This is a genomic window from Arthrobacter sp. HMWF013 (genome assembly GCF_003061105.1).
In the GTDB taxonomy this organism is placed as follows: domain Bacteria; phylum Actinomycetota; class Actinomycetes; order Actinomycetales; family Micrococcaceae; genus Arthrobacter.
In genome coordinates, this window is sequence record NZ_QAIQ01000519.1 from 9,316 (window position 1) to 13,142 (window position 3,827).

Here is a 3,827-nt window from a genome sequence, read left to right on the forward strand (position 1 = left end):
GCGCTTTGCCTCCATCTGCTGGATGCGCCGTTTGGCTTCGCGGGCACTGCGTGAACTCGCCGCCAAGGATCCTCCTGTGTGTCGGGCCGCGCCTGGTCCGTTGAAGAACCGGGACACGGTTGCTGTGGGGCAGCCTTCGGGACGCCGTAAGCCGCATTAGAGATGCAGGCGGATGGCGCATAAACTGACTGCCGCACATAAGTTTATGCATGACTGACTGGACTGCAGCCGTTCCTGGCCCCGTTTCGGGGGGAATGAGGAGCAAAGTAACGGTCACCCTGAGTAAGAGGAGAATTTCCACCATGGCACGCACAGCCTCCTTGTCCGGATTCCCCGAGTGGCTTCCCGAGGAGCGGCTGGTGGAGCTGCATGTGCTGGATACGCTCCGCACGGTATTCGAACTTCACGGTTTCGGTTCCATCGAGACCCGGGCCGTGGAGACGGTCGGACAGCTGCTGCGCAAGGGCGAGATCGATAAGGAAGTGTACGGACTCAGCCGCCTCCAGGAGGACGACGACTCTGCGGATACGGCCAGGGCCGGCAAGACCGATCCCCACGCACTTGCACTCCACTTCGACCTGACGGTGCCGTTTGCGCGCTACGTTGTGGAAAACGCCGGATACCTTGCCTTCCCGTTCCGGCGCTACCAGATCCAGAAGGTCTGGCGCGGAGAACGCCCGCAGGAAGGACGCGCCCGCGAATTCACGCAGGCGGACATCGACGTTGTTGGCGACGGCGAACTGCCCTTCCGATATGACGTTGAAATTGCCCTGGTCATCGCGGAAGCACTCAGCGCCCTGCCCATCCCGGACTTCCGCCTGCGCATCAATAACCGGAAACTGGCCGAGGGTTTCTACCGCGGAATCGGCCTGGACGACACCGCCGGTGTGCTGCGCAGCATCGACAAGCTGGAAAAGATCGGCCCCGCCAAGGTTGCTGAACTGCTGAAAACCGAACTCGGTGCGTCCGATGACCAGGCGCAGCTGGCGTTGAAACTGGCAGCCATCCGCACCGAAGACACCTCCTTTGTGGCCGAGGTGCGCGCACTGGGCGTCAGCAACGACCTGCTCGAGGAAGGCCTGAACGAACTCGAACAGGTGATCGACGCCGCAGTGCAGCGTGCGCCCGGCAAGGTGGTTGCCGATCTCAGCATTGCCCGCGGCCTGGACTATTACACCGGCACCGTGGTGGAGACAGTGCTGGTTGGCCACGAGCAGCTCGGTTCCATCTGCTCGGGCGGCCGGTATGACGCGCTGGCCTCGAAGGGCAACCGCAAGTTCCCCGGGGTCGGCCTGTCCATCGGCGTCACCCGGCTGGTCTCACGGATCCTCAGCCAGGATCTCGCCAAGGCTTCCCGCTCCGTCCCCACCGTGGTGCTCGTGGCGCTCACCAATGACGACAGCTGGGGTTCCGCGCAGGACGTCGCCGCCCAGCTTCGCAGCCGCGGCATAGCCACGGAGGTTGCCGCCAAGGCAGAGAAGTTCGGCAAGCAGATCAAGTTCGCTGACCGCCGCGGCATTCCTTTCGTCTGGTTCACGGACGACGACGGCAATCACCAGGTGAAGGACATCCGGTCCGGCGAACAGGTGGTTGCCTTTCCGGAGATCTGGACGCCGCCGTCGGAAGATCTCACCGTCCAGGTCACCACCGTTGAGCAGGAGACGGCAGCAGCCCAGCCTGCCTGACGCAGCCTAGCGGCGGAGCCGGAGCACCAGGAACCTGCCTGCTGCTCCGGCTGCCAGGACGGCGGCCATCCCCAGGACCGATGCCGGCGGCAGGGTGAAGGCCAGGAGCAGGCAGCTGAAGAAGCCCGCCACGTTGAGCCATTTGGGGGCGTGGGCCGGGTGCTCCTCAAGGGTGTAGGCCGCGGCATTGGCCACCGCGTAGTAGATCAGCACGCCGAAGCTTGAGAAACCCACCACGGTCATCACATCGGTGGTCAGCAACAGGAGCACCACGGCGGCGGCCTCGCTCAGTTCCGCGACGTACGGCACGGTGTGCTTGCCGCCAACCCTGGCAAGGGGGCCGGGCAGATCACGTTCCCTGGCCATCGCCAGCGCAGTCCTTCCGATGCCGGTGATGAGCGCCAGGAGCGCCCCGAGGCATGCTGCGGCCGCACCGGCCTGGACCAGCGGCGCGCCGGCCCCGAGCCGCGAGCTGGACACGGCGTCCAGCAGGGGAGCCGTGGACGCCGCGAGCCGGCCGTCGGGTAAATGGCTGAGCAGGAGCACAGCCATGGCGAGATAGATGACGAAGGCGCCGGCCAGGGCGGCCAGGATGGCCCGGGGAATGGTCTTCGCGGGATCCCTGACCTCTTCGCCCAGGGTGGCGATCCGGGCGTAGCCTGCGAAGGCAAAGAACATCAGGCCGGCGGCCGGCAACACGCCCCCGATTCCACCAGCCGGGGCGGGGCCGGCCACCGCTCCGGCCGGATGCGGCCCCAGGATGGCGGCAGCGGCAACAAACGCCAGCGTGGCCACCACAATCCCCAGGAGGATTTTGGTCAGGAGCGCGGTGCGGGTGATGCCGAACAGGTTCACTGCAGTCAGGGCGACCACCGCTGCGATGGCAATCGGGACGGCATAGGAAGGTGCGGCGTAATAACCGAACGTGAGCGCCATCGCCGCGCAGGAGGCCGTCTTGCCGGTAACGAATCCCCAGCCTGCCAGGAATCCGGGCCACTCGCCCAGCCGCTTCCGGCCATAGACGTACGTTCCGCCGCTGGCCGGATACTTCGCGGCCAGTTCGGCCGAGGCAACGGCGTTGCAGTACGCCACCGCACCAGCCAGGAGCACGGCGAGGACCAGGAAGTTTCCGGCCAGGCCCGCCGCGGGGGCGAAGACCACAAAGACGCCCGCCCCCAGCATGGATCCCAGTCCGATGGCAGTGGCGTCAACTACGCCCAGCCTCCGTTGAAGCTGCCGGTGCGGTGACATGGGGGGAGGTGCGCCTTTCCAACGGGTAAACTCAGACGGGATTGTTCCCGGAACGATCCTAAGCACTTTTAGTTCTTGTTTTCCTGCTGTCTCTTTCAGAAAGGCGTGCTGTGCTGCGCACACATGACCTCGGATCGCTTCGCTCCGAGCACATTGGACAAACCGTAACCCTGGCCGGCTGGGTAGGCCGCCGCCGAGATCACGGTGGTGTCGCATTCGTGGACCTGCGCGATGCCTCCGGTGTGGCCCAGGTGGTGGTCCGGGAGGAGGAAGTCTTCCACGGCCTGCGCAACGAGTACGTTCTCCAGATCACCGGCACCGTTTCCAAACGGCCAGACGGCAACGAGAACCCCGCCCTGGCGACCGGCGAGATCGAGGTCATGGCGGACAAGGTGGTCATCCTCAACACCTCGGATCCGCTGCCGTTCCAGATTGACGAGCACGTTGAAGTAGGCGAGGAAGCCCGCCTGAAGCACCGGTACCTGGACTTGCGCCGCCCCGGCCCCTCCCGCAACCTCCGGTTGCGCTCCGAGGCCAACCGGATTGCCCGCGAACTGCTCCACCAGGACGGTTACGTCGAGATCGAGACGCCCACGCTGACGCGTTCGACGCCGGAAGGCGCCCGCGACTTCGTTGTTCCCGCACGCCTGGCGCCGGGCTCCTGGTACGCACTTCCGCAGTCCCCGCAGCTCTTCAAGCAGCTCCTTCAGGTTGGCGGCTTCGAGAAGTACTACCAGATCGCGCGCTGCTACCGCGATGAGGATTTCCGCGCCGACCGCCAGCCGGAATTCACCCAGCTGGACATCGAAGCCAGCTTCGTGGACCAGGACGACATCATCGCCCTGGGCGAAAACATCGTTAAAGCACTGTGGAAGCTGATCGACGTGGAAA

At 65.2% G+C, this 3,827-nt stretch carries 3 protein-coding genes; 2 read left to right on the plus strand and 1 reads right to left on the minus strand.

Annotated elements, in window-relative coordinates; all coding sequences use genetic code 11:
* Positions 1–302: 302 nt before the first annotated feature.
* Positions 303–1,685: a histidine--tRNA ligase gene (gene hisS / locus DBR22_RS18140; RefSeq protein WP_108600158.1), complete on the plus strand. Its 1,383-nt coding sequence runs from the start codon at positions 303–305 to the stop codon at positions 1,683–1,685.
* 6 nt (positions 1,686–1,691) lie between these two features.
* Here hisS and DBR22_RS18145 read toward each other — a convergent pair whose 3' ends face one another.
* On the minus strand, positions 1,692–2,936 hold the full coding sequence (locus DBR22_RS18145) for an APC family permease (protein WP_108600159.1): 1,245 nt from the start codon (positions 2,934–2,936) through the stop codon (positions 1,692–1,694).
* Between the two features lie 110 nt (positions 2,937–3,046).
* Here DBR22_RS18145 and DBR22_RS18150 point away from each other — a divergent pair.
* Positions 3,047–3,827: amino acid--tRNA ligase-related protein (locus DBR22_RS18150; RefSeq protein WP_258229286.1), on the plus strand; the 781-nt coding region annotated here is incomplete at its 3' end.

Excerpts from the sequence above, each read along its gene's own strand:
- DBR22_RS18145 (WP_108600159.1), bottom strand. The coding sequence starts at position 2,936 with ATGTCACCGCACCGGCAGCTTCAACGGAGGCTGGGCGTAGTTGACGCC.
- hisS (WP_108600158.1), top strand. The coding sequence starts at position 303 with ATGGCACGCACAGCCTCCTTGTCCGGATTCCCCGAGTGGCTTCCCGAG.